We start from the raw sequence: 26,358 nt of genomic DNA, 5'->3' as shown, positions 1-26,358 counted from the left end.
GATCCGTCCAGGCGCTGGAAGCATTGTTATGACTTTGGCCTTGACGCGAGGCCGATCCTTTGGCATAATTTTAGATTGCCTTCGCAAGAAGGCAAGGCTGTTGACGCTGGGGTTTTATGCGAATGCCCGCAAGACGGCTAGCTGTCAAGCCGTTGTCAGTTCAAGTCAGTTGGAGTGGTAGTTCAGTTGGTTAGAATACCGGCCTGTCACGCCGGGGGTCGCGGGTTCGAGTCCCGTCCACTCCGCCAATAAAACAGTATAAGTCCTTGATTATCAAGGACTTTCTGAGAATTTCAAGGCTTTGCTCCCACAAAAGCTCCCACAAAACCTACCCTAGCAAATTTGCCCTGTAGGTTATTTTTGCCTTCAATTTTTTGCTTCATGGCGGCATCGGCGCGCTACTCCCCCCAGGGGTTTAATCCCTGCATGGTGAGCCTTGACCCTGGCCGATCGCTGCCTTCCTGGATGCAATACCGCGCTGGCCATCACACCAGGCCGCCTGACTCTCCCCACCAGTGCCGGCACTTTCCTGAAATCCTGGAACGTGCCGCATCGCCATCAAAAGCTTGCTCGCACCTGTTTCCGAGGTTCTGAGCCTGTCGCAGCAGGAGCTACGAGCTGCAACGGATCAGTTCCAGGACCGTGCGATTGTGTGGGGCGCAGCAGACATACCGTGCGGTTCAAGCATGGTATGGATATTAATGGGCAAATTCAGACCGCTGCATTTTGACCAGTGTTTCGAGGACTCGCAACTCATTATCCGTGAGACACATCGCAGCGGCAACCCAATCATTCACAACTGAATTCAACTCCTCATAATTGAGTGCGGTCATCCTGGCTTTAGCATGCTGTAGGGCTTGTCTGGCCTTGCGGCGTTTGCTATGCTCGATAATAAACTCCCCGATCGCGCTTTCGCCGGTCCCTGAAGGGCAAACACGATCGATGATGCCAATTTCCTCTAATTCAATTGCCGAATAGATCTTGCCATTGCGCATGATTTTTTCCGCTTCATAAACTCCAATTCGGCGCGCTAACAAGCTCATCCCGCCGGTACAAGGGAAGAGGCCGAAAAGGATTTCCGGGAAACCGAATTCAGCATGTTCTTCTGCAACAATATAGTCCGCGGACAAAGCTGTCTCAAACCCACCACCCAAGGCGCGACCTTGGACAAGGGCAATGGTGGTGCTCTGCCGAGTGATTGCGGTGGCCCATTGATAAATCATATCAAGACATTGCATAGAGTAGTTTCGAAGCGAGTCGGGATCGCCTCGCCGTATACAATCCAGAAAGTAATTGAGATCGCCGCCTAGGTTGAAGTAATTGGGGTGTCTAGATCGGAGCACAGCGTAATGAATCGGATCGCCTCCTTCTTCATTACCCCATAGGCCTTGATTTTCGCACACGTGATTAATCAGGCCCTGGAGTGCCTGAAGCAGCTTGTTGGAAAAATTCTGCGGCCGACTTCTTTGGATCGTCATGCTGATCCACAGCGCATTCAGCGCAGGATCAAAGTCAGCCTCGACAAGAGGCGCCGAGAGCGCAACGACATTCGCATCCGTACTTAGCATGGTTAGATTCAGTCGAGTGTGGAGGACCGTACCACCAGAGCCGCATTGGTCCCGCCGAAGCCTGCAGATAGGCTCATGGCATGTCGTACGGGCTGATCGCGCATCGTCTCAGTCACATGCCGAATGCCACTGCACTCTGGATCGATATCGGAAAGATGTGCCGTTGCTGGAATGAACGAATGGCGCAAAGCTAGGACACAAACCAGAAGTTCCATCGCGCTGGCTGCGCCGAGCATGTGGGCATGCAAGGCCTTCGTAGCGCTCACAGGAACCGACTGCGCTGCATTGCCGAGGACTTCTTTTAAAGCTGCCACTTCGACGGGATCACCGCCGCGCGTAGCGGTCGCGTGGGCATTGATGTAGTCAAGTTCGGAGGCATCGATGCCAGCAGTGCGCAGGGCCGAACGCATCGCAGCGATCTGTCCGCGCTGGTGGGGTGAACCGATGTGATAGCCGTCAGAAGCGATGCCCCAGCCAGCAACAAATGCATGAATTGGGGCCTGACGTCGTTCTGCGTGCTCACGCGATTCCAGCACGAAAAACACGCTTCCCTCCCCCAAGACTAAACCGGTGCGCTGGCGCGAAAAAGGGCGACAACTTTGGGACGGCACGGGGTCGACTTCGGCTAACGCGCGAAGCCCATCCCATGCACCAAGAAATACAGGTGTCAGCGCTGCTTCCGCTCCACCGGCAATTGCAACGTCAATTTCCCCGCTCCTGATTTGCCTGCAAGCGTCAGCAATTGCAGATCCTGACGATGAGCATGCCGATGTATGACTTGCTGTAGGCCCATATACCTGCTGCCGAATGGAAATCTGTGCAGCTCCGGCGTTAGCCATGCAACCCATGATCACATAGGGTTTGGCGGTTTTCTTCTCGCCGGTGTAAAACTGACGTGTCCACTCCCATTCAGTTGCGCCACCACCACGGACTGTCCCAAAAAAAACGCCGGCACGTTCGCCAAATGAGGAATAGTTCACGATTCCGGCGTTTTCTGTAGCTTGCTGGGCTGCCAGGATCGCCAACTGGGTCGTACGATCAAGGAAAGGCAATTCGACGCGCGTGAACGAGTCATTGAACTGGGCCTCAACGGGAGCCATCGGAAATGGCCTCGACAAGGCTTGGGATTCGAACGCCCTGACTCCTGATCGCGAAGCGAGAAGACTTTCCAAGACTGTCGTCTCTGTCATGCCGATCGGAGAGATGACGCCAATACCGGTGATTGCTATATCAATCATGACCGCCTGCTTGCATATTTTTAATAACCATATCAGCAACATCGCGCAATGTTGGATTTTTAGGAAGGTCAATATTTTTTAAATTCTGCCCGATGACGTCCTCCAGGTTCATGATCACATCGAGAATTCCCATTGAGTCCAAACCCAGATCCCCAATTGGCATGGTGTCTGGTTTGTTGGATAAATCAATGTTGAACGTCGATAGGACTATATCTTTGATTTTCTTGATAATTTGAAACTCATCCCAGATCTGATTCATGATTTCCTTTGTGTGTCGAAAGTGATTTAATATGCGTTATTCCGTGCGGGTCGTTTTGCGTCGCATCCTTTATTTCCGCGGCAGCTTATTGTAAGTTCTAATTCAATATTTAAACCCTGGCATGAAAATAATAATATATTTTATATGGCGATGATTTCTTAAAAATGAACATCAATAGCGGCAACGATTGGAAAGGCGCGCCCACGATAATAATCGTCGATGATCAAGCGACGAATCGTCATTTATTGGCTGAGATTTCAAGTAATACTTGTCCGCAGGCAAACATCCTGCCATTCGAAGATCCTGTGGCCGCCCTTTCATATGCCAATACCCATCCCGTTGATCTTGTTCTAACTGATTATCGCATGCCCCGAATGAATGGGGTGATGCTGATCAAGGCCCTAAGGTCGCTGGAGCATCTGGCCGAGCCGCCCATCATCTGCATCACGGCGGTCGACGATTTGGCAGTACGGTACGACGCCTTGGATGCTGGCGCCAATGACTATCTTAGTCACCCGTTGGACTACCGCGAATGCGCTGCCAGATGTCGAAACCTCCTCAATCTGCGCCGCTTCCAACTCGCAACTCTCCGTCACGCCGGCGAGTTGGAGCATAGGGTCGAGCAGGTCATACAAGATCTTCAAAAAGAAAAAATGGAGACGTTGTTCCGCCTTGCCAAAGTCGCTGAGCAGCGTGACATCGATACCGGGGCGCATCTCAGCCGCATCGGGCGCTACTCGGCGTTGTTGTCGCGCCGTTTGGGGTGCAGCGAAGCCTTCACGGCAGTTTTAGAGATGGCTGCGCCGCTCCATGACATCGGGAAAGTCGCCATACCCGATCAAATTTTGCTAGCGAGGCGCAGCTTGACGCCGGAGGAGTGGACGGTCATGAAGACCCACACGGTGATTGGAGATGCCATGCTCTCCGGCGGTCATACGGAACACATGAGAGTCGCTGCGGAAATCGCGCGTTCACATCACGAGAAATTTGATGGCAGCGGGTATCCAGACGGCCTTTCAGGACAAGACATTCCGCTTTCGGCGCGAATCCTAGCGGTGGTCGATGTTTACGACGCGCTCACTTCCAGGCGGCCGTATAAGGAGGCGTGGACGCATGAGAAAGCACAGGACTATTTGCGCCAACAGGCTGGTTCACACATGGACCCGGAATTGGTCAAGGTCTTCCTGGCCGATCTAACGGGGTTGACTGAAATCAGCACAAGTCTGCCCTAACGCCAAACTGGCTACGAGCCCCTTAAACCCAAGCCCTTACCGGCATGGACACCGAGTAAAGGATAAAGGAAGCCCATCATGGAAAAGCCAAGCATTTTTGATTACGCAACCGCGCTAAGAGGGCAAGCACGATTGCGGATGTGGTTGGCGGGCATATGCATCGCGATTTGGCTGTGTGTGATTTTCGCCCTGAAGTCGCCTCCTCTGTATGTATTTTTCGTGGCATTTGTCCATCTAACTTACGCAGTTGCCCTCTATGTCATGACGCATCGAGGCCGAAATGTCTGGTCAAAATGGCTCGGGTATCTGACGGCACTCCTCGACCCCCTGATGCTGACTGCTTGGGTCATTGTGATGGGGCAAACAGCTGTGCTTGTGGTCCCGCTTTTTATCTTTACTTCCATTGGTTACGGTATGCGGACCGGCAACAAGGCGATCATGCGTACCGCACAAGGTGCCTCACTCGCTGGACTTGCGATGACTCCTCTGTTGGCATCTTACTGGCAGGATCACATGTTGTTTTGGTTTTCCAGTTTGATTTCAATTCTGATGATTCCCGGCTATGTTGCTGTCCTGATGGACAAGCTAAATCAAGCTATTGTGTTTGCCGAGCACGAGAGTCGGGCTAAATCTGATTTGCTGGCGAGGGTTAGCCACGAATTGCGTACTCCACTGGGTGGAATCTCCAATGCTGCGGAGCTATTACAAGCAGAGGCAAACACGGAGAGGCCCAAACAACTGGCTGCGACAATACTCACATTGAGCGGTCACTTGCTCGCGGATATCAATGATCTCCTGGATCAAAGCAAGCTAACGTTGACCAAGATACAACTCAAGGCAAACCCTATCAAGCTTGCCGATCAAGTGGACGTGGTTCGTGCTTCAGTCGAGACCAATGCCAGGAAAAAGGGGATCAGTTTTTCGAGCATGATCGACCCAAGAATTATCGATAACGTTGTCGGTGATTCCCATTGGCTGACACGTTTGTTGATTAACTTGGCCGGGAATTCCGTGAAATTTACGGAGTATGGCTCCGTGGCGTTGAATATTTCTCTCTTGCGGGAATCGCCATCCGATTATCTCTTGCGCTTTAGTATCAAAGACTCGGGGATTGGAATACCTAAAGAATTCCAGGATAAAATCTTCGATCCTTTTGTGCAGCTCAGCACAAAAAGCTTGCAGCACGCGGAAGGAACGGGGCTCGGATTGGCCATCAGCAGGCAAGTTGTCGAGGTGATGGGGGGGACTTTACGAGTCAGCAGCGATGTCGGCATAGGGAGTACTTTTTGGTTCGACCTGCGCATGCCCCGCATCCCAGCCAGTCGGAACGGATTCGAGGAATCGAGCAACGTTGGCGATCTGGATCGAAAAAGCATGCTCGAACGGCGACGCATCCTGATCGTTGATGACAATGAGACCAATCGCTACCTGCTGCAGGAAATATTGCAGAAAGAAGGCCACTCAGTGATTCTCGCTGACAGCGGCGGGCAAGCGCTAGATATGCTTGCAGGCAGTGAGCAATTTGATTTACTCCTTCTTGACTACAACCTCGGCGATATAGACGGTAGCACGGTATTGCAAACATACCGGTTTGGCTGTCGCAATCCTGTTCCTGCTTATTTTCTGACGGCTGATGCGTCGGCATTAACAGCTTCACGGCTGAAAAATACCGGCGCGCTCGGAGTCCTCACAAAGCCAGTTCTTGCGCAAGAACTGCGTGACGTGATCAATCGCACTTGCAATTCGATGGATGTTAAGCAAAAAATTTCATCCCTGCAAACAGTCTCAGGTCGCAAGGATTTGATGCCTGAACCTGCAGCGTCACAACGTTTGCGCCCGATTCCTACTGTTTATATAGACATGGGGGTTATCGATAAACTCAAGCAAATCGGTACGAGACGCGACTTTATTAAGGAATTATTGGGGCGTGCTAGCACTGATATTGAGCGCAATACGTCGCGCATTCTTGACGCACTGGAAGCAGAAGATCTCAATGGCGTACACGACGCCGCACATGCGCTAAAAGGCGTTTGCATGGAAACTGGTGCAATGCGTTTGATGAGCCTGGCGATTGGCATCATGCGAACAGAAAGTGCAATTCTGGTCGAGCAGAAACAGAGATTGGCGCAAGATTTGCAAGAATCGAGCACGAAAACCAGAGAAGCTCTGCGCGAGGTGATCGCGGAGGCTGGGCGTCAAGATGGCACGTTCTACCAAAATGTTGATTACGGATGAAGGTTGATGCAGGCTTTTTTGGAGCTTGTCGTTCAGCAAAAATCCAAAACTTCGGCTAAAAAGCCAGTCCCTACGAACCACCGTCTGCAAGGGCTGCATCCGGGCTGGGCACGGGCGGTTGGATTTGTCTTTGCTTGCAGTTAGCACAAAGTCGCGTGGATCTCTTGCAACAAAGCGTCAGGGGCCTCTTCGGGAATGTAGTGCCCGCAATCCAGGGCATGGCCACTGACTTGTTCGGCGACTTGGCCCCATTCACGCAAGGGGTCGAACAAACGCCCGACGATCCCTTGTTGCCCCCACAACACATGCAATGGACAAGTGACGCGACGGCCTTGCTGCCGGTCCCATCGATCGTGATCCAGATCGATGGTCGCCGACGCCCGGTAATCCTCGCACATCGCATGAACAGCCCCCTCGCTACGCAAGGCAGACCGATAGGCTCCCTGCGCCTCAGGCGTGAAAGGTGTCATGCCAGCGGAACGATTGCCCATCACGGCATCGATATAAGCATCGGGGTCGGAACTGATCAGTTTTTCCGGAAAAGGGTAGGGCTGGATCAGAAAAAACCAGTGGAAGTAGGCCGTTGCAAAGGCCCGATTGGTTTGCTCATACATCGCCAGGGTCGGAGCGATGTCGAGCAAGATGGCTTTGCGTATCGCGGCAGGGGAGTCCAGGCACAGGCGGTGCGCGACCCGTGCGCCACGGTCGTGGGCGCAGATGAAGAACGACTCGAATCCCAGGCTTTGCATCACCGCAACCTGATCTGCCGCCATGGCGCGTTTGCTGTAGGTGCTGTGATCCGCTTGCCCCTGTGGTTTCGACGACGCACCGTAGCCGCGTAAATCCGTCGCGACGACGGTGTAGTGTGCCGTCAAGGCATCTGCGATCTTGTGCCAGATCATGTGCGTCTGGGGATGACCATGCAGCAACAGCAGTGGTGGCCCGCTGCCGCCGATACGGCCTGCGATGCTCGAACTGCCGGTCTGGATGCGAATCGGATGAAAATTCTTGAACATACGCAGATCCTTTCAGATGCAGTTCTCGCAGGCGTTGAGTGGGTCCAGATGACACCATTGCCGCAGAGTGCATCCGACGTCGACGGTTTCAAGGCCGCATGGATGCGTTGATGCTGCGGCTGATGCGGTCTCATTGTGATGATGATCTGACTTCAAGGAGATGGCGGGGTCGCAGGTTTTGGCCAAGCTGGTGCCGGGGCGGCCTTCTAGGGCCTGTTCACGCTATTTCTGCGCCCGCGTTGCCACCAGACGGGGATGGTTGCAAGGCGGAGGGCGCCGGCAAGGGTGAACCGTTGCCAAGACCGACAACGCCGCAGACGCCCCGTCCGGTGGCAACCCTGCGGGACGGGGGACTGGGCAGCGCATTGCGGCGTTGCAAGCCGCTTGCGGTGCACAGCACCGCGGCACGGCTTGCGCCTTGCACTGCATCTGCCAAGTCCCCCGTCGCGGGCGCAGAAATAGCGTGAACAGGCCCTAGGTTCGACGCGTCGCGGCTGTCGGTCAAGGTGAAAGGGAAAACACGATCGGCACCAGCACCCAGCCGGAAACCGGCTTGCCTGCAGCCTGAGCTGGGATGAAGGTCCATTGCTGAACTGCGCTCAACGCCGCCGCATCGAGCTGACCATAGCCGGATGATTGCTGCACTTGAAGGGTTTCCACATGGCCCTGGGCCGACACCTTGACCTTGAGCAAGACCGTCCCTTCCTCGCCGAGCCTGCGTCCCAGGGGAGGATAGTCGGGCTTGGGGTTATGCAAGTAGGACGCGCCATAGGTCGGGGGTGCAGCGGACTGCTGTGCAGGGGAGGGCGGGGCCTCACCCTCGACGGATTCGTCAGGTTGCCGGGCTGACTCGGTTTCTGTCGGCGTAGAGGTCTGGGAGCGCGTGACGGACGAATTGGCCGCTGCCGGCGCACCCGCTGGCGTGGTCTGGGCCTCGGCGTGACTCACCGGCCTCTCAGCATCGGTCATTGACGGCTCAAGCGACGGTTTCGAGTCAACCACGCGGGCGGTTCGACTGGGCAGCGCGGCTTGATGCGGCTGTGGAGGGGGCTTGACAGCCTCGCGTGGAAAGGCTCGCGTGTTCGCGGCTGCCGCCAGGGCAGGCGGTGTGCGTGGATGGTTGTTGGATGCCACGGATTGCGGTTGTACCGACAAGGCCTCGACATGGATGATCGAGGGCATAGGCAGCTTGGGCGTGGGCACGAGACCGAACTGAAGCGCCCATAACGCCACCGCATGCAGTATCAAAACCGCCACAATCAGCGGCCAGGACACGCGTGCCGGAGGCATGTGCACCGCATCGGTGATTTCCAGACTGATGTTGGAGGATGAAGTCGACATTACCGCGACACCCATTGCAAGGTCGCCAGCTCGACCGATTCCTGGGTCTTCCACGGCGCGCGACGGTGGATCCGTTCGGCCTTGTACAGCCCGTTGATCGTCTCGGCCAGGGCGTTGTCGTAGCTGTCGCCCTTGCTTCCGACCGAAGGCTCGATACCGGCTTCGGCAAGCCGCTCGCTGTAGCGGATCGAGACGTCCTGGGAACCTCGGACGCCCTTCTGTTTGTCAAGCGGCGAATTGCTGTGGTGAATCAAGGCTGCGTCCCGCTCGGGCTGCCGGGCGTACAGCGCCTGCTCCAGGGCATCGAGCACGAAGTCCGTGCGCATGGAACGGCTCAAGCGCCAGCCGACGATGCGCCGGGCAAACACGTCGATGACGAAGGCCACAGACAGCCAGCCCTGCCAGGTCGAGACATAGGTGAAGTCCGCCGCCCAGAGCTGGTTCGGGCGATCGGCCTTGAAGACGCGGTCCACGCGATCCAATGGACAGGGCGCCAAGGCATCGCTGATCGTGGTGCGCATCACCTTGTCGCGGATGACGCCGCGCAGGCCCAGGCGGCGCATGGGCCGCTCGATGGTGCAGCGAGCGACGGCGACACCTTCGCGCCTCAGTTGCTTCCGGCCCCAGACCTTGTCGGCACCATAGACCTGCATGTTCGTCTGCCAGACCCGCTCCATGTGCGGGATCAGGGTGTCATCGCGCTGGGCTCGGGCACAGCGCCGTGTGGGCTCGCGCCGCTGGGCTGCAAAGTGCCGATAGTCAGACGGGGCGACCTGCAGCACGTTGCAGATCGGCTCGACCCCGTGGGTGCCGCGGTAAGAGATGGTGGGCTCAACATGACATCAGATTACCCACTCGGAATTCATGAGAGGCTCATTTCAAAACGTCGAAGCAGCTTCAGAAAACGACCTCTGGATCCAATTGACGAACTGCTGGGTGAGCGTGTGACTTGCTCGATGAGATGGCAATAGAAGGTTTGGCCCCGTGGGCAGAGGCACCCGAATAGGCGACGCAGCGCGCAACTTGCCACTGACCAGATAGGGGGCAACCAGGCACTCGCGCCCCATCAACAGACCGTCGCCGTCCAATGCCGCCTGCAAAGCCATGCTGTAGAGCGAAAACCGCGGGCCGGTTGTTGCATCGACCCCATGCATGCTTGTCGCGTCCAGCCACCGTGCCCAATCGCCATCCCACACCGTGTCATGCAGCAAGGGTTGCCCGTGCAGGCGGATCTTGCCTTTGACTCTGAGTGTCTTCAGGATTTTCGGCGTGCACACTGGAAGCAGATGGTCTTTTGCGAGGCCGACGATTCTGACGTCTTTACGCGGCGCGTCCAGATAGAACAAACCCATGTCGAACGGTTCACGTTTGAAGTTGGGCGGCTCCTCCATCGCCGTGACCGAAACCTGGACGCCGGGAAAGTCCAGGTGCAACCGTCGCAAGCGCGGTGACAGCCACAGTTGCCCCAGGGCCGGCAACGCGGCGATGTGCAGCTCGGATCCCCGCATTTCGCTGCGCAGGTTCTGTACCGCCAGCCCCATCTGATCCATCGCTGCGCTCAGGGCGGGTCGCGCATGTCGGCCTTGGGGTGTCAGCGCAATGCCCTGGCTGTGGCGTTCAAACAATGCACCACCGAGCCAGGCTTCCAGCGCTTTCACCTGCTGGGCCACGGCCGCTGGCGTCACGCACAGCTCGCGGGCCGCGGCGACAAAGCTGTTGTGGCGGGCAGCAGCCTCAAAAGCGCGTAGCGCCGTGTACGGCGGCAGGCGCAGCTTGGGTGGATCAACGGCCATGGTGTTGGGATCCAAAGTTGTGACGCCTAGATTTTCTAGCCCACCGCGCAAGAATATCTCGTTTGTGAACTGAGGGCGGCCCATCGCATACTGGTCCACGTCTTCACCATTCGTCACTTCAAAAAGGACATGCGCATGACGGCCTTGCTGCAACACCGCCCCTGGGTTCCGGCCGGCTGCGAAGCCCTGGTTCAGACGGTGGCACAAACGACGGCAAACCAGGATGTTGATGCCGTGGCCTCCGAGCTGGGCCGCCTGGTGGAAGAAAACCACCGCATTCACGATGTGGACGGCATCAACCTCAACCCGGCCACGAATGTGATGAACCCGAAGGCCGAGGCGATGCTGTCGGCGCACCTGGGCTCGCGTGCGTCTCTGGGTTATCCAGGTGACAAGTATGAGATGGGTTTGGAGGCCATTGAGCGCATCGAGGTGATGGCCGCCGAGCTGGCCGCCGAGGTGTTCGGTGCGCGGTACGTCGAAGTGCGCGTGGGCTCGGGCGCATTGGCCAATCTGTATGTGTTCATGGCCACGTGCCAGCCGGGCGACACCATCATTGCCCCGCCAGCCGAGATTGGGGGTCATGTGACGCATCACGCAGCGGGTGCGGCCGGCCTGTACGGGCTGAAAACCGTGCCGGCCCCGGTGCATGCTGACGGTTACACGGTGGATGTCGCCGCGCTGCGCATCTTGGCACGCGAGGTGAAGCCGAAACTGCTCACCATCGGTGGCAGCCTGAACCTTTTCCCCCACCCGGTCAGCGCCATACGTGAGATTGCGGATGCGGTCGGCGCTTATGTGTTGTTCGACGCCGCGCACCTGAGCGGCATGATTGCAGGACAAGCCTGGCAGCAGCCCCTGGCCGAGGGGGCGCATGTGATGACGATGAGCACTTACAAGAGCTTGGGTGGACCGCCAGGCGGGCTGATTGTGAGCGACAACGCGGCCCTGGCCGAACGGCTGGATGCCATAGCCTACCCGGGCTTGACGGCCAATTTTGATGCTGGCAAGACCGCAGCGCTGGCTGTGAGCCTGCTTGACTGGAAGGCCTTTGGCCTCGCCTACGGCCAGGCCATGAAACGCACCGCCCATGCGCTGGCCGAGGCCCTGGACGCCCAGGGCCTGCCCGTCTTTGCCCGATCCAGAGGCTACACCCAGTCGCATCAATTGGCCGTCGAGGCGGCGCGTTTTGGTGGTGGCCAAACAGCCGCCAAGCGCTTGCGTCGCGCCAATTTGCTGGCCTGCGGTATTGGTTTGCCATTGCCTGCCGTGGATGGCGATCACAACGGCCTGCGTTTTGGTGTACCGGAGATCGTGCGACTGGGCATGGGGGCGCCCGACATGACCGAGTTGGCATCCCTGGTTGCCCGGGCTCTGACTGGAGATCCTGATGGGGTTGCGTCCGAGGTTTCCGCTTTTCGACGGCGCTTCAGTGGTTTGCACTACATGCGCTGATCGGGTGACCTGTCCCCTCGCGCCGTACCAACGTAAAGTCAGGAGTCGGGGTTGCAAGGTTAATTGACCTCGTTGGTGGTTGTGGGGTGAGCAGCATCGCCAGCCTGTTTTCGATGCTGCTCGGTGAATCGAGCCGGTGGGATTCGGCCCAGGCCGCTGTGGGGCCGGACCTCGTTGAAGTCTCGGCGCCATTCAGCGATGGTCGCTCTGGCTTGGTGCAGCGTTTCGAACCATTGCTCGTTGAGACACTCGTTGCGGAACTTGCCGTTGAAGCTCTCGATGAAACCGTTCTGCGTGGGCTTGCCCGGTGCGATCAAGATGTGGCGCACGCCGCGAGTCGTGGCCCACGCCATGAATGCGCGGCTGGTGAACTCAGGTCCGTTGTCGGTTCTGACCGCCGCCGGGTATCCGCGGAATCTGGCGGCCTGATCGAGCAAGCGCGTCACGTCGGCACCGGGCATGCCATAGTCGACCGCGATGTCCACGCATTCATGGCTGAAGTCGTCGGCCACGGTCAGGCACTTCAGGCTCCGCCCGCCCGCCAACCTCATTGACCCTGGTGGCCCGTTGCAGCGGCACGCGCTCAGTCGCCGCTCGCCGGACCTTCTTGCGCTTGCGCACAGCCAGGTTGGCTTGGCTGTACAGCCGATACACCCGCTTGTGGTTGATGCCCGGAAACGCTGGGTGCAGCAGATCGTGCACGCGCCGATACCCGAACCGCCGGCGGACATGCGCGATCTCGACGATCTTGCCGTGCAGTTCAGTGTTCAGCGCATCCTGTTGGGGCGCATGGCGATAGCTATCTCGGCTGAGCCCGTTGATGCAGCACACTCGACGCTCGGACAAGTGATGCTCGCTGCTCATCTTGCCAATGGCCTGGCTCTTGACCCGTGGGGCTAGCGCTTGACCCCGAGCACGCTCCCCGGCGCGTGCATGTCCAGGTGCGCCTCGGCCAGCAGTTTCTTCAGCTTGGCGTTCTCGGCCTCCAGTTCACGCAGCCGCGTGGCCTCGGATGCCTCCATGCCGCCGAACTTTGCGCCACTTGTAGAACGTCGCGTCGCTGAAACCGCCCCTGCGGCACACCTCCTTGACCGAAACGCCAGCCTCGGCCTGCCGCAGGAACCCAATGATCTGCTCTTCGCTGAATCGACTCGTCTTCATGTCCATCATTCTCCATGTTGATGGACTCCACGAACTTCGCCGTGGTATGGCCGACGGGGGGCAGGTCACCACAGCCGTTCAACCATGCCGCTCGGGGAGGCGTTGCTAGACTCGCCACGCACGGCGTTTTGAATCGGCTGAAAAAATCCTCGATCAGCCCCCCTGACGGCCAGATGGACCGCGCTCGTGCCCATTTTGGCGATCGTGCACCGGCTCGAAACCAGATAAGCCGCGCCGCTGCCGTTGAGCAGTGGCAGAGGCCCGGGATACCTACCACGTGGTTTTTAAGTGGTGCTGACACTGACGAGGCGCACTGGTTCTCCGTCGCGATCGAAGGGCAGCATCCCTTCGAATAAACCCGCCCTGATGCATTCGATCATGTGTTGCAGAGACGCCTCGGTTTCTTCACTGATGGGGGCATGACCATCCCGCCAGGAAACCGACGACGTGAACACGAGGGACCACGGCGGGCCGTAGTCGGCTGACTCCGCACTCAGGGCCTCGAAACTCAGGATCTCATGAGGGTCCTTGTCGACATACATCACAGGCTCAAGCTCACCACCCTTGCCGGCATGAAATGCGGCTATTTGTTCTGTGCTGGCATTCTCGGGAAGCGTGGTGCCTATAAATACGAGTAAAAGGCGTTGCGGCTCGGATTCGCGACGTGCAAATTCCAGAAGATCATTAAAGTTATTGATTTCCATGATGTCCTTCAATCGATGCCAATTGTGCAAGCGATGTTTTAATCAATTTAGTATATGCAACTCAGATGTTTCCAACGGCCCATACGGCAGCTTGCGTGCGTGAATTAACATTGATTTTTTTGAGAATGCGTTTGACGTGAATCTTGACGGTTCCCTCGGCAATATCCAGGTCTCGAGCTATCTGTTTATTACTCTTCCCTTCTTTGAGGTGGGCGAGCACATTAAACTCTTGTGGTGTCAATTTTGCGGTCTCTTTCGTCTTGGATAAAAGATCTTCACGTAGCGACACGACTAATAAATTAACTAAATTGTCGCTCAGAGTCATCACACCGGTCTCGGATGTCTTGAGGATGCTGGCGAGCAAGGCTTCCGGTGCCATGTCCTTGAGCAGGTAACCATCAGCGCCCGCACGCAGCGCTGCAGTCAGATTTTCGGCATCATCGGATACCGTAACCATGATCGTCGTGATGCCCGGATAAACGGCCTTGAGCTCTCTCAGCGTGTCGAGGCCACTTATGCCTTTCATATGAAGATCGAGCAGGACCAACGTGGGTTTCAACCGACGCACAAGTTCCAGACCGTCTTTCCCGTTGTCTGCCTCGCCAACGACAACAAGCCGTTCGCTCGCCATCGCGATCAGGTCTTTCAGCCCTTGTCGGAATAACGGATGATCATCGATGATCACCACTTCATGTATTGAATTCATGCTCGGTGCTGGGGACGATTCGAATGGAGTTGATAAGGGCGCTGGGTGTCAATTGCACGGCAACTCTGGTTCCGCCTTGAGGCTTATTCGCGATGGATATTTTGGCGCGGATGTGGTTAGCGCGCTCGTGCATGATGAGCAGCCCATGGTGGCCAATCTTTGCGGCCTTTTCGCCAACGCCAATCCCATCATCATCAATGATGAGTTGAACAGTGCCGTTTTCGCCCCCATGCAAACTCACATCGATATGGTTCGGTTTAGCGTGTTGAATCGCGTTTGCGAGGGCTTCTCTTGTGATTTGCAGCAGGTTGATTTCCTCGTTAGGGCTTAGCGGGAAAATGGCTGGGTCTACTTGGGTGCGGATGGCAACGGAGCCGCGGAGAGAAAACTCGGCCGCAGCCTTTTCGAGTGCGATCGTCAGATTGTCTTCAGCTTTCACACGGAAAGTCGACAGTAGCTCGCGAAGGTGGTGGTAGGCATGGGCCAAGCCGTCGTCGAGCGAAGCCATGATGAGATCAATTTGCGCGGGATCCTTGGCCTGCACCACGGCTTTTAACCGGCATACCTGGATTCTCATATACGACAGCGATTGCGCAAGTGAATCGTGAAGTTCACGGGCTAGGATCGCACGTTCCTCGTAGACAGACCATCGCTTCGACTGTTCGGCGCGCATGGCCTCGCCGATCGCGATTCCCATGTGGGTCGAGAGGGCCTCTAGTAATTGAATCTGCCAGGGATCCAGGTCCTGCTCGGCAGGGATGACCCACTGGAGAACCCCGTAACTGGTGTTGGCATCGTGCAGAGGGAGTGCAAGCGCGCGCAAATGCTCATGTTCGAATTCGCGCCAGCGTATGGTACGGGTTCCGTGGCAGTCCGAACAATTCGAGATCTGGCACAGTTGGTGACTGCCCGCAGTGAATTTGAGTGATGTTTGGGTATCACTGTGTTTAGCGTCGGCAGCAAGGCAGACGAGACCGTGGCCGACGCCGATGGCTTTCTCGAAGTCGTTCAGCAAGGCCAGATGTGTGCCCGAATTAATTGCGCTGGGATAGAGGCGCCCGATCGACCGATAGAGCAACTCGAGCGACTTGTTGCTGCGCGCCAGGGATTCTGTTTTCTCCGCGACCTTACGTTCGAGATTCTGATAGAGCTTGTCGAGATCTTCTGCCATTAAATTGAACGACAGGCCGAGTCCGTCGAGGTCGTTTGCGGCGTACTGGGCGACGCGCACCGAGAGATCTTGCCTGCGTATCTTTTTGGTGGCCTCCTGGAGTTCTTTCAGGGGGACGAGAACCTCTGCGCGAGTGACATAGATCGTGGCCGCAATGCCGACGAAAACAGCGGTGATGGCGATGCCTTGGATGAGCCGCAGCAACGCGAGTTTTGCTTCGACGTTTTCCTGCAGCAAGGTGACCAGATCATTGATCGTCGTGACGAAACTCCGTGCTTGCGTCAAAAGCGCAGCCCGAGCTTGCTCGCTTTGTCGGGTTTCGGGCCCGAATCGTGATGTGTTGGCCGCGGCGATGAGCAAAGGGCGCATCCGCTGCTGCCAGATCGCGAGCATGCTGCGGTAGGCATGTGCACGCCGGTCGAGTTCATCGGATGGAATGAATTGGGTGAGGGTCGGTGAGGCCAACGTGGCTTCGAAATCGCCGAGTGATGCCTCTAAATTGCTGATTTGATCGGGGCCGCTGCGCGCGGGCACTGCATCGAGCATTGCGACCGCGCGGTAGGTTTTCATCCGCAACGACCCAGCAATGTTGATGGCGGAGGCTTCGCCACGTGCGCTGTCGGCGATGACTAGGGAACTGATCAAACTCGTCAGGGAGAGGAGCGCGATGAGAAGGAGCATTCGCGCCAGCCGCGCCAACAGCGACTGTCCCCAGAACTGCCGGTGCAAGCGAATCATGGTTTCCACGGAGTTGGACGTTGCGCTTATGGCAGGCTGAATGAGGGGCTTCGCACGAGCAATCAGTGGTTGTCCCGTGCATCAGGAAACTGTAGTCATTATGAACCTGCCGAGGACCAATCGGTGGCGCTCTCACATCGTGTTGTCGATACATCTGGGCCCGCGATCTTGGCCGGTACCTCTTTTGGGCTGCGCAACGCCATCTTGTCGATGCAATGGATCGAGGTAAGGAATCGCGTGTGGGCGAGGCGAGGCTATGCACGATATGGCGCTTTATTCGGCCGCGTGCCTCTACTCCCTCTGCTGTGGTTCTTGTATCTGGCTGCTGCGGCCCGACGGGCATGATGTATTGCGTGTCCCGCTGCATTGGGAAGCCGGCAATTGCTTCGGGGGTACCGCGAAAAACCCGGCCAGAGGGGAATCGGCGGTAGTCATTTTGAAAATGCAGCCGAATCAAGAGCTTGCCTAACTACCCCCATACCTCGATAGGGGTATATCAACGCCTTTCATGACGTTTCCTGGCAGTAGGCAATTGCGTGGCCAAGGCCTATCGTCCAAGTCATTCAAGTCCGCAGCAGGAGAAATTCATGAGAGGGTTGTCGTATCAACACGTGGCCCGCGCCAAGGCAGAACCTCACCAGCATTTATGGATGAGCGGGGCCTTCGTATTGCTGGTTGCGATGTATCTGGTGAACATGACCCAGGCTTTTGCCGATACCGGTAAGGCCATTTTCGAGCAGCGCTGTGCTCAATGTCACACGATCGGTGGCGGAAAGCTGGTTGGGCCGGATTTGAAGGACATCGAGACAAGCCGCAAGACAGACTGGCTGTTGCATTTCATTCAATCCCCCCAGCGGGTGATTCAGAGTGGTGATTCGGCGGCGAAATCGCTTGCCGCCCAATACGGCATGGTGATGCCAGATCAAGCGCTGTCCAGCACTGAAATCCGTGGCATCCTGGCCTACATTTCCCAAGCTTCTCAAGGTGCAATCCATGTCTCGGCACCGCTGACGACCACGCCCGCTGCAGCCGCACAGCCAAGTTCTTTACAGATCATGGCAGGCTCCAGGCTTTTCACCGGGCAAACGCGGCTTACCCATGGCGGTGCAGCGTGCATCTCTTGTCATGACGTCAACAACTCCACGATCGGTATCGCCGGTGGAAAGCTTGCCGTTGGCCTAACGGGGATCTACGGAACCATCGGCGCCGACGGCATCAAGGCCATGATCACCTCGCCCCCTTTTGCGCCGATGGCTATCGCCTATAAGGATCATCCTGTCACGACTGTAGAAACAGTGCAGTTAATTGCCTTCCTGCAGGCGGCAAATACATCCAAAGCAACGCAAGCAGGAACGCGTGTCGCGAACCACATGCTCGCAGCAGGGGGCTTGGGGATGCTTGCGATTTTGGCGGTCATGAATCTGATTTGGATCAGGCGAAAAAGAGTTAGCACCAAGCATTTGATTTATGCGCGCCAGGTCAAGACACATTGAATCAGACACCCAATATTCGACAAGAAACGAGGACATCATGAGCTGGATCAAAGACATTATTTCGCCAAAAACAAGATCTTGGGAAGAGTTTTATCGGAATCGTTGGCAGCACGATAAAGTTGTGCGCAGCACACATGGCGTCAATTGCACAGGAGGTTGTTCCTGGAACGTGCATGTGAAAGATGGAATTGTCGTCTATGAAACACAGGCCTTAGATTACCCGCTGCTCGAAAAATCACTTCCACCTTATGAACCGCGTGGCTGTCAGCGAGGCATTTCTTATTCTTGGTACCTCTACAGCCCGATCCGCGTCAAATATCCCCTGATGCGAGGAGCCTTACTCGATCTTTATCGCGAAGAAAAAGAGAAAACCCGTGACCCAGTCCTGGCTTGGCGGAACCTGCAGGATGATCCGGTAAAGCGCAAGCGTTATCAACAGGCACGCGGTAAGGGCGGCTTTCGCCGCGTGCAGTGGGATGAGGCGATGGAGTTGATCAGCGCCGCATCGCTGCACACAGTCAAAAAATATGGCCCTGACCGCCTTGTCGGGTTCTCACCGATTCCGGCGATGTCGATGCTGAGTTTCGCCGCAGGGTCGCGTTTCCTGCAATTGATGGGCGGAGTGCTGCTGAGTTTTTACGATTGGTATTGCGACCTACCCCCGGCCTTTCCCGAAGTTTGGGGCGAGCAGACGGACGTGGCCGAAAGCGCCGACTGGTACAACTCGAAATTCACGGCTGTCATGGGAGCCAATCTCGGGATGACGCGCACACCCGACGTCCATTTTTTTTCGGAATCGCGTCATAACGGTACCAAGACGGTCGTATTTTCCCCCGACTTCAGCATGGTGGCGAAATATGCGGACCAATGGGTCCCGGTGCATGCAGGGGGAGATGGGGCTTTCTGGATGGCTGTGACGCACGTCATTCTGACGGAATGGCATCATCAAAAGCGGACATCTTATTTTATCGATTACACAAAAAAGTATACAGATAGTCCCTATCTGGTTGAGTTGCATGCCAATGGTGAGCATTACATCCCAGGCAAACTACTCCGCGCGAACAGGATCGAAAAATATAAGGAACAGGAAAATGGCGATTGGAAATTTCTAAACATTGATGAACAGACCGGCACACTGGTGATGCCGAAGGGAAGTGTCGGACATCGTTGGGACAAAGCGAAAGGAAACTGGAACACCAAGTTCGAGGATGGGCTCGACGACCGAAGCTATGACCCCCTGCTCACGATGCTCGGCAAGAGCGACGACGTGTTGCCAGTTGAGTTCACTGAGTATGGGTTGGATCGTAAGGCTTTGCGTGGCGTCCCGGTCAGGTATGTGACAACGGTTTCTGACGAGCGCATACCCGTTGCCACGATCTACGACCTCATCATGGCTCACTACGGAGTCGATCGTGGCCTGGGTGGCGATTACCCGGACGACTACAACGATAAGGATGCTGCTTATACGCCAGCATGGCAGGAAATTTTCACAGGCATTGGGTCAGAAACAGTGTTGCAATTTGCTCGTGAATGGGCTCGCACTGCGGAGATGACGAATGGCAAATGCACCATCATTGTCGGTGCTGGTATCAACCACTGGTTTCACGGTAATTTGATCTATCGAGCAGGAATGATGGCGCTCATGCTGACCGGATGTGTCGGCGTTAATGGCGGGGGGATGAATCATTATGTTGGCCAGGAAAAACTTGCGCCTTCAGACTCATGGGGAAGCATCATGTCAGCGCGCGACTGGCAGAGCACAACACGACTTCAACAAGCGCCTATTTGGCATTACATGAATTCTGATCAGTGGCGCTATGACGGCAATCAGAACGAATACAACGCGGCGCCGAGTAACGATACGACGAAACTGCATACCGCAGATTTTATTGTGAAGGCCGTGCGAAATGGCTGGCTTCCGTTTTTCCCCCAATTCAACGTGAACAACTTTGAATTGGTGGAGCAAGCGCGCCAAGCTGGGGCCAGCACCGATGAGGAAATCAAGAATTACGTCCTAGAAAAACTGAAATTAACCGAGGTGCGATATTCAGTGACCGATCCGGATGCCGAAATCAATTGGCCGCGCGTATGGTTTATTTGGCGCGGCAATGCAATCGGCACCAGTGCAAAGGGCCACGAATATTTTCTCGATCATTATTTGGGAACGCACCATAATCACATTGCTGATGAGGCGGCGAAAGGTAAAGTCAAAGATGTCAAATGGCGTGACGCCGCAGTCAGTGGAAAAATGGATCTGATTATCGACCTGAATTTCAGAATGGACACGTCAGCGCTTTATTCAGACATCGTGCTACCCACAGCCTCGTGGTACGAAAAGGATGATCTGAATTCTACCGATATGCATTCATTCATTCACCCGCTAAGCGCGGCAATTCCACCCGTTTGGGAATCAAAGACAGACTGGAATATTTTCCGGGACCTCGCAAACGTTGTGAGCGAGATGGCAAAGAAACATATGCCGGAGCCGGTCACCGATATTGTGATGTCAGCGCTCTCGCATGACACGGCCGACGAAATTGCTCAGCCAAAGATGCTTGACTGGACAAAGGGTGAATGCGAGCCGGTGCTGGGCAAGTCTATGCACAAACTCGCATTGGAAGATCGAGATTACACGCAGATTTATAATAAATTTATTACGCTCGGACCTAACGTGCGTGCAAAAGGCTTGGGCGCGCACGGAAATCAGTATGACTGCGCCGATTTCTATGACAAGATGCTCGAAAACAAAGATCATATACAGACAATTCAAGGCAAGCACTATCCCTCTCTTAAGGAGGATACCGAAGCAATCGAGGCTGTTCTTTATCTCTCATCTGCGACAAACGGAGAGCTGGCGCAACGTGCCTATAAAAATGCAGAGATTAAAACTGGGTTAAAGCTATCTCATTTGAGTGAGGCCTCAAAAGGCGTGCTGATCAATAATCGCGACCTGAAAACGCAGCCCCGACGCCTAATCAATACACCAGTCTGGTCGGGCCTGATGGACGATGGCCGGGCTTATTCAGGATTCACCTATAACGTCGAACACAAGGTGCCTTGGCGCACATTGACAGGGCGCCAGCATTTTTATCTGGATCATGACGGTTATATTGCGTTCGGCGAGCATTTGCCAACATTTAAGCCGTCGCCTACGCCAGAGGCTTATGGAGACTTACGCCAATCAGTGAACGATGGTAAGGCAAAAATGTTGAATGTGCTGACACCACATGGGAAATGGCATATTCACTCGACCTATGGTGACACACTACGGATGTTGACGCTTTCCCGCGGCATGGAGCCTTGTTGGTTGAGTGAGGCAGACGCCGAAAGTCTAGGAATTCAAGACAACGATTGGGTCGAAGTCTATAACGACCATGGCGTTTATTGCACCCGCGCTGCGGTGAGCGCACGAATCCCATCGGGAGTTTGCATTGTCTATCACGCTGTTGAGCGCACTTATAGCGTGCCGAAGTCCCAGATCAGAGGTGGAAAGCGAGCTGGAATGAACAACAGCATCACGCGTGTGCATTTGAAACCGAATCTCTGCGTTGGCGGTTATGGCCAGTTTACCTACCATCTCAACTATTGGGGCCCGGTGGGGGTCAATCGCGATACCCATGTGCTGGTCAGGAAAATGGAAACAGTCAACTTCTAAGGGAGCAGAATTATGGATATCAGATCGCAAATTTCAATGGTGTTTCACCTTGATAAATGCATCGGCTGCCACACTTGTTCGGTTGCTTGCAAGAATATTTGGACCGACCGTAAGGGTGCGGAGTATATGTGGTGGAATAATGTTGAGACTAAACCTGGAACCGGATACCCAACGCGCTGGGAGGATCAGGAGGTCTATAAAGGTGGATGGGAGAAAATTGGAGATGAAATAAGGCCAAAAAGCAATAAAAATAAGGTCATTACCCTGAAAAACATCACCTACAATCCGGACATGCCGGTGATGGATGATTACTACGAACCATGGACTTACAAATATTCTGATCTGTTCGATGCGCCGGAAGGCAATGATCAGCCAACGGCAAGGACAATATCCTTGGTCACAGGCAATCCAATTGATGTTAAAGCGGGGCCGAATTGGGACGATGATCTTGGGGGGACAAAGGATTATGCACGCAAGGACGTCAATCTGGAAAAATTGAGTCCCGAAGAGCAGGAGGCTATGTTTCAGCTTGAACGCCTCACCTTTATGTATCTGCCGCGTATATGTAATCATTGCCTCAATCCAACTTGCGTCGCTTCGTGCCCTTCCGGAGCCCTGTATAAAAGGGGTGAGGATGGGATTGTGTTGATCAATCAGGAACGTTGCCGTGGTTGGCGAATGTGCGTTACAGCTTGTCCTTACAAAAAAACCTATTACAACTGGTCGACAGGAAAGTCTGAGAAGTGCGTGCTGTGTTACCCCCGCCTTGAAGCCGGCATGGCACCGGCTTGTTTTCACACATGTGTCGGGCGGATTCGGTATCTGGGCGTGATGCTCTATGACGCCGAGAAAATCGAGTCGATGGCGTCTTGTGATGAGCAGGACCTCGTTAACAAGCATTTCGATATTTATCTCGATCCCTTCGACCCAGATGTGATTAAAAGGGCAAAGGAATGCGGTATCGCAGACTCGACAATCGACGCCGCTCAAAAATCGCCGGTTTATAAATTTGTTAAGCAATGGGGAATCGCACTCCCACTCCACCCAGAATTTCGGACACTTCCTAATCTGTTTTACGTGCCGCCACTCCTGCCGACTATGGGCAAGGTCACTGAGGGGCTTTACAACACGTCCACGAAGTCTTTCTGGGGTGGGATCGAGAACTCGCGGCTGCCATTGGAATATCTGGCATCGCTGTTCTCTGCCGGTAACGTTAAGCAAATTGAGACTGTCTTGAAGAAGATGATGGCTGTCAAGATTCACCGCCGCAGAGTGACAGTTGGGGATCTTCCTGAGCAAGAAGTCACCAAGGCGATGCAAGAAGCGGAGATGTGCGAAGAGATGGCGGACGCCATATTCCGATTAACCACCTTGGCGCTGAACGAGGAGCGCTTCGTGATTCCGGCAGCGCATCGGGAGGAAGCGAGTGAATTGCTTGAAGCCACCGATGATCGTAAGGGCAATGTTGGATTTGGTTTTAGTGATAAGCCGGTTCGGGGTCTTTGATGAATAGTAACTTAGAAATTTATAGGCAATTCTCCGCGCCATTCCGCTACCCAGGGCTTGGGTTGATCGAGGAATTAAGTAATTTCAAGGCTCAACTCGAACTATCACATCCGGGCGCGCTACCGGAGCTTGAAAAATATGTCGGCCACATGCTCGTGCGTGACCAGACACAGCGGGAAGAAATCTTTCTCAAGACGTTCGAGGTTCAGGCGATCTGCCATCTGGAGATCGGATATGTGCTGTTTGGCGAGGACTATAAGCGCGGACTCTTTCTGGCGAGCATGAAGGAGGAACACCGAAGAAGAGGTCATGACTGCGGACTTGAATTACCGGACCATCTCTCGAATGTACTGGATCTGTTTTCTTGTTTGGATGATGAAGAATTGGTCAAGGACATTGCTGAACTAGCGCTGATTCCTGCTGTTCGATCGATGCTTTCGGCGTTCGATGAAAAACGAATCCGTGATCGCATCGCTTCTCTAAAGAAGAAACATGAGGCTATTGTGCAAGAGGAGTTGAACTACGGAAATCCCTATCGGCATGCTCTTGGGGCGCTGTTGATGGTGCTTGATCACGATTTTCCAGGCGTGCCGGAACAACATCGCGGACTGGCAGGTAACAATTTTATTCCGATTCGTGATTTTAAAGATGGCGAACTCCCGATGTGCGCAATTGCGTGCCCTTCAGTTGAAATGGCTCAAGGAGATTAAGATGAGTTTTCGACAAGCACTGTTCACGATACTGCCATATGTCGCTCTCACGACATTGCTGGTAGGGTCGATTTATCGCTATCGAATGCTGGGTTTTAAGGTGACGTCGCTGTCGTCGCAATTTCTGGAGAGTCGGAAATTGTTTTGGGGCACCCAACCATTTCATTGGGGGATACTCATTGTATTCCTTGGGCATTTGGCTGCATTCGCCGTTCCTCAAACTATTTTGGCATGGAACGGCCAACCATGGCGCCTGCTGGCTCTGGAGTGGACGATGTTTGCCTTCGGGCTGAGTGCAATGTTCGGCCTCGCGGCTTTGATCGTAAGGCGCTTGAGTGATGCGCGATTACGCAAGGTAACGAGCCGTATGGACGTAATACTCTATATTTTGCTGACTTTTCAGTTGATGACTGGGTTGATGATCGCTTATTTTGACAGATGGGGAACATCTTGGTTTTCATCGTCAGTAACACCTTATCTACGTTCGATTTTCATTTTGAATCCGAAAGTCGATGCGATCCTGGCTTTGCCTGATATTGTTCAACTGCACATATTGTCTGCTTTTGTAATTTTCGGATTAATTCCTTTCACACGCTTGATCCACTTCACAGTGTTCCCGTTGAATTACACATGGCGGCCGTATCAGCAGGTAATTTGGAATTGGGTTGGAAAAAATAGGCGGAACGCCAGGGATCTTAGGGTTGGCGTGAAGCCTAAGAATAATTGAAAGATTTGAGCGAAACGGCTGCTGTAAAAGCGCAACCGCAGACGATATACTAAGAAAATCAAGATTGACTCAGTCAGAGGTCTTTCTCTGCATTTTCGTAAAAAAACTGCGAAGCAACTCTTATAACTCTACTGGGGCTTGAACATGTCTAGAAATCTCATTATTGAGTGGACTCCTGAAGACGAAGCGTTTTGGCGCCGAAAGGGTCGGAATATTGCTCTACAAAATCTTTGGATTTCGATCCCTGCACTTACTTTGGCCTTTGCAGTCTGGATGGTGTGGTCGGTCGTCGTGGTGAAATTGCCAGCGGTTGGATTCAAGTTCTCGACCAATCAGTTGTTTTGGCTAGCTGCTCTTCCAGGCTTGTTCGGCGCCACGCTGCGAATCTTCTATTCTTTCATGGTGCCGATTTTTGGTGGCAGACGCTGGACGGCCATTTCTACTGCGTCCCTGCTGCTACCGGCAATCGGCATTTATTTTGCCGTGCAAAATCTTAGCACATCCTATTCCACATTTGTCATTCTAGCGCTGCTCAGTGGTTTCGGTGGAGGGAACTTTGCTTCATCAATGGCGAACATTAGTTTTTTCTTTCCAAGATCCAAAAAAGGCCTTGGGCTCGGCCTAAATGCCGGGCTGGGAAATCTTGGAGTTTCTCTGGTGCAATTCGTTGTGCCATTGGTAATTTCCATAGGCATTTTTGGCGCGCTTGGGGGTGGTCCACAGAGTGTCGTTCAAAAAGGGCAAACTAGCCATGTGTGGCTGCAAAATGCAGGCCTTGTTTGGGTGCCATTCATTGTCGTTGTCAGTCTAGCTGCATGGTTTGGCATGCATGACCTCGCTGAGGCGGAAGCTTCCTTTGCAGAGCAAGCTGTTATTTTTAAACGTAAACACACATGGGTTATGAGTTTCCTCTACACAGGCACGTTCGGCTCCTTCATTGGCTATTCGGCAGGCATGCCTCTACTAATCAAGTCGCAGTTTCCAGGCATTAACGCACTTGATTATGCTTGGCTCGGCCCCTTGGTCGGCGCGCTAGCGCGGCCTATTGGTGGCTGGTTGGCTGACAAATTGGGAGGGGCTCGCGTAACTTTTTGGAATTTTATCCTGATGGCCCTAGGAGCTCTTGTGGTGCTGGTTTCTCTGCCACACGCTCATCAGGGAGGCAATTTTATCGTTTTCCTGTGGGCTTTTTTAATATTGTTTGCTACGACCGGCATCGGCAACGGCTCAACCTTTCGCATGATCCCAGTAATTTTCCTTACAGATCGCAGACGTGCTGCTATTGGCATGGACGCCGCTGGGCAAGAACAAGCTCGCAAAGACGCAAACAAGGAGTCGGCGGCGGCCATTGGTTTCATTTCAGCGGTTGCCGCTTACGGTGCCTTCTACATCCCTAAGACCTTCGGCTCCTCGATTTCACTTACTGGTGGTCCCCAAGCTGCGCTTTATTTTTTCATTGCATTCTACGCTATGTGTACGCTATTAACTTGGTGGCAATACAGCCGCAAAAATGCCGCTGTTCCGTGCTGATGCGCCTATTTTGCATTTAGACATCCTGAATCCGTGAGCTCGGGCATGCGGAATTTTCATAAGTTGTTGATGCATAATGGTTTATTCGATAAAATGACCCCTTTGTCTTCTCACCCAGCG

At 54.5% G+C, this 26,358-nt stretch carries 19 protein-coding genes, 1 tRNA gene and 2 pseudogenes; 11 read left to right on the top strand and 11 right to left on the bottom strand.

Translation table 11 applies throughout. From position 1 onward, the window contains the following. The first annotated feature begins 171 nt into the window (after nucleotides 1–171). Nucleotides 172–248: transfer RNA gene (locus tag THIX_RS14145), tRNA-Asp, on the top strand. A gap of 450 nt (nucleotides 249–698) precedes the next feature. Here THIX_RS14145 and THIX_RS14140 read toward each other — a convergent pair. The 3 genes from THIX_RS14140 to THIX_RS14130 are packed head-to-tail and all read right to left on the bottom strand — an operon-like array spanning nucleotide 699 to nucleotide 3,065. Further along, entirely contained in the window at nucleotides 699–1,568 is an 870-nt protein-coding gene (locus THIX_RS14140) for a crotonase/enoyl-CoA hydratase family protein (protein WP_112486713.1), read from the bottom strand. An 8-nt stretch (nucleotides 1,569–1,576) separates the two neighbouring features. Beyond that, nucleotides 1,577–2,848 (bottom strand): beta-ketoacyl synthase, encoded by a 1,272-nt coding sequence (locus tag THIX_RS14135; protein WP_112486712.1) that lies wholly within the window; start codon nucleotides 2,846–2,848, stop codon nucleotides 1,577–1,579. Further along, nucleotides 2,799–3,065 carry an acyl carrier protein gene (locus tag THIX_RS14130; protein ID WP_112486711.1) on the bottom strand — a complete coding sequence of 89 codons (267 nt, stop codon included), beginning with the start codon at nucleotides 3,063–3,065 and terminating at the stop codon, nucleotides 2,799–2,801. Before THIX_RS14130 ends, THIX_RS14135 begins: the two co-directional genes overlap by 50 nt. A 164-nt stretch (nucleotides 3,066–3,229) precedes the next feature. Between THIX_RS14130 and THIX_RS14125 the strand changes: the two genes are divergently transcribed. Then, nucleotides 3,230–4,297, top strand: coding sequence for an HD-GYP domain-containing protein (locus tag THIX_RS14125; RefSeq protein WP_112486710.1), 1,068 nt, complete (start codon nucleotides 3,230–3,232; stop codon nucleotides 4,295–4,297). 78 nt (nucleotides 4,298–4,375) lie between these two features. Next, the gene (locus tag THIX_RS14120; RefSeq protein ID WP_112486709.1) at nucleotides 4,376–6,532 is read left to right on the top strand and encodes an ATP-binding protein; all 2,157 of its coding nucleotides are present in this window, start codon (nucleotides 4,376–4,378) and stop codon (nucleotides 6,530–6,532) included. A gap of 140 nt (nucleotides 6,533–6,672) precedes the next feature. Here THIX_RS14120 and THIX_RS14115 read toward each other — a convergent pair whose 3' ends face one another. Next, complete coding sequence (locus THIX_RS14115) at nucleotides 6,673–7,548, bottom strand: alpha/beta fold hydrolase (RefSeq protein WP_112486708.1); 876 nt, start codon at nucleotides 7,546–7,548, stop codon at nucleotides 6,673–6,675. On the opposite strand from THIX_RS14115, the gene THIX_RS23690 reads away from it, so the two are divergent. After that, nucleotides 7,453–7,659 carry a hypothetical protein gene (locus THIX_RS23690; protein ID WP_162497975.1) on the top strand — a complete coding sequence of 69 codons (207 nt, stop codon included), beginning with the start codon at nucleotides 7,453–7,455 and terminating at the stop codon, nucleotides 7,657–7,659. The two genes, THIX_RS14115 and THIX_RS23690, sit on opposite strands and share 96 nt — an antisense overlap. 390 nt (nucleotides 7,660–8,049) lie before the next feature. Here THIX_RS23690 and THIX_RS14110 read toward each other — a convergent pair whose 3' ends face one another. From THIX_RS14110 to THIX_RS14100, 3 genes and pseudogenes are all read right to left on the bottom strand, one after another. Then, nucleotides 8,050–8,889, bottom strand: a complete 840-nt coding sequence (locus THIX_RS14110) for an energy transducer TonB (RefSeq protein ID WP_158540900.1) — start codon at nucleotides 8,887–8,889, stop codon at nucleotides 8,050–8,052. Then, nucleotides 8,889–9,707: pseudogene (locus THIX_RS14105) on the bottom strand (IS3 family transposase); the annotation flags it as partial. The gene THIX_RS14110 and the pseudogene THIX_RS14105, both read right to left, overlap by 1 nt. A gap of 60 nt (nucleotides 9,708–9,767) precedes the next feature. Beyond that, complete coding sequence (locus THIX_RS14100; RefSeq protein ID WP_233224539.1) at nucleotides 9,768–10,964, bottom strand: LysR substrate-binding domain-containing protein; 1,197 nt, start codon at nucleotides 10,962–10,964, stop codon at nucleotides 9,768–9,770. Here THIX_RS14100 and glyA point away from each other — a divergent pair. Further along, on the top strand, nucleotides 10,917–12,137 hold the full coding sequence (gene glyA / locus THIX_RS14095) for a serine hydroxymethyltransferase (protein ID WP_233224563.1): 1,221 nt from the start codon (nucleotides 10,917–10,919) through the stop codon (nucleotides 12,135–12,137). The genes THIX_RS14100 and glyA overlap by 48 nt on opposite strands. A gap of 59 nt (nucleotides 12,138–12,196) precedes the next feature. On the opposite strand, the pseudogene THIX_RS14090 reads toward glyA, so the two are convergent. The 4 genes and pseudogenes from THIX_RS14090 to THIX_RS14075 form a co-directional block, all read right to left on the bottom strand. Continuing rightward, a pseudogene (locus THIX_RS14090) lies at nucleotides 12,197–13,298 on the bottom strand (IS3 family transposase). Nucleotides 13,299–13,582: 284 nt separating this feature from the next. After that, nucleotides 13,583–14,002, bottom strand: coding sequence for a ribonucleotide reductase subunit alpha (locus THIX_RS14085; protein WP_112488384.1), 420 nt, complete (start codon nucleotides 14,000–14,002; stop codon nucleotides 13,583–13,585). A gap of 61 nt (nucleotides 14,003–14,063) precedes the next feature. Beyond that, nucleotides 14,064–14,690: a response regulator gene (locus THIX_RS14080; protein WP_199195301.1), complete on the bottom strand. Its 627-nt coding sequence runs from the start codon at nucleotides 14,688–14,690 to the stop codon at nucleotides 14,064–14,066. Between the two features lies 1 nt (nucleotide 14,691). Further along, nucleotides 14,692–16,617 carry a histidine kinase gene (locus THIX_RS14075; protein ID WP_158540899.1) on the bottom strand — a complete coding sequence of 642 codons (1,926 nt, stop codon included), beginning with the start codon at nucleotides 16,615–16,617 and terminating at the stop codon, nucleotides 14,692–14,694. A 536-nt stretch (nucleotides 16,618–17,153) separates the two neighbouring features. Between THIX_RS14075 and THIX_RS14070 the strand changes: the two genes are divergently transcribed. The 6 genes from THIX_RS14070 to THIX_RS14045 all read left to right on the top strand — a co-directional run bounded on the left by THIX_RS14070 (nucleotide 17,154) and on the right by THIX_RS14045 (nucleotide 26,238). Then, nucleotides 17,154–18,110, top strand: coding sequence for a cytochrome c (locus tag THIX_RS14070; RefSeq protein WP_146748561.1), 957 nt, complete (start codon nucleotides 17,154–17,156; stop codon nucleotides 18,108–18,110). Nucleotides 18,111–18,147: 37 nt separating this feature from the next. After that, nucleotides 18,148–21,765: a nitrate reductase subunit alpha gene (locus THIX_RS14065; protein ID WP_199195300.1), complete on the top strand. Its 3,618-nt coding sequence runs from the start codon at nucleotides 18,148–18,150 to the stop codon at nucleotides 21,763–21,765. A gap of 12 nt (nucleotides 21,766–21,777) precedes the next feature. Then, nucleotides 21,778–23,271, top strand: a complete 1,494-nt coding sequence (narH, locus tag THIX_RS14060; protein ID WP_112486703.1) for a nitrate reductase subunit beta — start codon at nucleotides 21,778–21,780, stop codon at nucleotides 23,269–23,271. Beyond that, nucleotides 23,271–23,981: a hypothetical protein gene (locus THIX_RS23070; RefSeq protein ID WP_146748560.1), complete on the top strand. Its 711-nt coding sequence runs from the start codon at nucleotides 23,271–23,273 to the stop codon at nucleotides 23,979–23,981. Before narH ends, THIX_RS23070 begins: the two co-directional genes overlap by 1 nt. Before the next feature lies 1 nt (nucleotide 23,982). Further along, on the top strand, nucleotides 23,983–24,708 hold the full coding sequence (narI, locus tag THIX_RS14050) for a respiratory nitrate reductase subunit gamma (protein ID WP_158540898.1): 726 nt from the start codon (nucleotides 23,983–23,985) through the stop codon (nucleotides 24,706–24,708). Between the two features lie 144 nt (nucleotides 24,709–24,852). Beyond that, entirely contained in the window at nucleotides 24,853–26,238 is a 1,386-nt protein-coding gene (locus THIX_RS14045; RefSeq protein ID WP_112486700.1) for a NarK family nitrate/nitrite MFS transporter, read from the top strand. Nucleotides 26,239–26,358: the final 120 nt, after the last annotated feature.

Source organism: Thiomonas sp. X19, assembly GCF_900089495.1.
GTDB lineage: Bacteria > Pseudomonadota > Gammaproteobacteria > Burkholderiales > Burkholderiaceae_C > Thiomonas_A.
This window is presented reverse-complemented; position numbering and strand designations above follow the sequence as displayed.

Bases quoted from the DNA above. Each gene is read 5' to 3' on its own strand.
- THIX_RS14140 (WP_112486713.1), bottom strand. From the start codon at position 1,568: ATGCTAAGTACGGATGCGAATGTCGTTGCGCTCTCGGCGCCTCTTGTC.
- THIX_RS14135 (WP_112486712.1), bottom strand. From the start codon at position 2,848: ATGTTGCTGATATGGTTATTAAAAATATGCAAGCAGGCGGTCATGATT.
- THIX_RS14130 (WP_112486711.1), bottom strand. From the start codon at position 3,065: ATGAATCAGATCTGGGATGAGTTTCAAATTATCAAGAAAATCAAAGAT.
- THIX_RS14125 (WP_112486710.1), top strand. From the start codon at position 3,230: ATGAACATCAATAGCGGCAACGATTGGAAAGGCGCGCCCACGATAATA.
- THIX_RS14120 (WP_112486709.1), top strand. From the start codon at position 4,376: ATGGAAAAGCCAAGCATTTTTGATTACGCAACCGCGCTAAGAGGGCAA.
- THIX_RS23690 (WP_162497975.1), top strand. From the start codon at position 7,453: ATGCAGCAACAGCAGTGGTGGCCCGCTGCCGCCGATACGGCCTGCGAT.
- THIX_RS14115 (WP_112486708.1), bottom strand. From the start codon at position 7,548: ATGTTCAAGAATTTTCATCCGATTCGCATCCAGACCGGCAGTTCGAGC.
- THIX_RS14110 (WP_158540900.1), bottom strand. From the start codon at position 8,889: ATGTCGACTTCATCCTCCAACATCAGTCTGGAAATCACCGATGCGGTG.
- THIX_RS14085 (WP_112488384.1), bottom strand. From the start codon at position 14,002: ATGGAAATCAATAACTTTAATGATCTTCTGGAATTTGCACGTCGCGAA.
- THIX_RS14075 (WP_158540899.1), bottom strand. From the start codon at position 16,617: ATGATTCGCTTGCACCGGCAGTTCTGGGGACAGTCGCTGTTGGCGCGG.
- THIX_RS14065 (WP_199195300.1), top strand. From the start codon at position 18,148: ATGAGCTGGATCAAAGACATTATTTCGCCAAAAACAAGATCTTGGGAA.
- narH (WP_112486703.1), top strand. From the start codon at position 21,778: ATGGATATCAGATCGCAAATTTCAATGGTGTTTCACCTTGATAAATGC.
- THIX_RS23070 (WP_146748560.1), top strand. From the start codon at position 23,271: ATGAATAGTAACTTAGAAATTTATAGGCAATTCTCCGCGCCATTCCGC.
- narI (WP_158540898.1), top strand. From the start codon at position 23,983: ATGAGTTTTCGACAAGCACTGTTCACGATACTGCCATATGTCGCTCTC.
- THIX_RS14045 (WP_112486700.1), top strand. From the start codon at position 24,853: ATGTCTAGAAATCTCATTATTGAGTGGACTCCTGAAGACGAAGCGTTT.